Source organism: Halorubrum sp. SP3 (assembly GCF_005435195.1).
Taxonomy (GTDB): domain Archaea; phylum Halobacteriota; class Halobacteria; order Halobacteriales; family Haloferacaceae; genus Halorubrum; species Halorubrum sodomense.
Genome location: NZ_SGTU01000283.1, coordinates 1 through 540, shown reverse-complemented (window position 1 = coordinate 540; position 540 = coordinate 1). Strand labels below are relative to the sequence as shown.

The 540-nt window shown below is 57.6% G+C and carries 1 rRNA gene; it reads left to right on the top strand.

Annotation, left to right across the window (positions count from 1 at the left end):
• Window positions 1-540: ribosomal RNA gene (locus EXE42_RS16575) — 23S ribosomal RNA — on the top strand; the annotation flags it as partial.

Sequence of the window (540 nt, the reverse complement as noted above, 5' to 3'; positions counted from 1 at the left end):
AGCGAAAGTCAGCCGTACATAGGGCCCGTGAAAAGGCAAGCGCGATGTCCGTACCGAGATCCGACACAGGTGCTCTGCCAGCGCAAGGCAAGGCCTGTCGGGAGAACCGACGTTAGGGAATTCGGCAAGTTAGTCCCGTACCTTCGGAAGAAGGGATGCCTGCTCTCTGAGGAGCAGGTCGCAGTGACTCGGGCGCTCCGACTGTCTAGTAACAACACAGGTGACCGCAAATCCGCAAGGACTCGTACGGTCACTGAATCCTGCCCAGTGCGGGTATCTGAACACCTCGTACAAGAGGACGAAGGACCCGTCAACGGCGGGGGTAACTATGACCCTCTTAAGGTAGCGTAGTACCTTGCCGCTTCAGTAGCGGCTTGCATGAATGGATAAACGAGAGCGCCACTGTCCCAACGTTGGACCCGGTGAACTGTACGTTCCAGTGCGGAGTCTGGAGACCCCCAAGGGGAAGCGAAGACCCTATAGAGCTTTACTGCAGGCTGTCGCTGAGACGTGGTCGCCGATGTGCAGCATAGGTAGGAG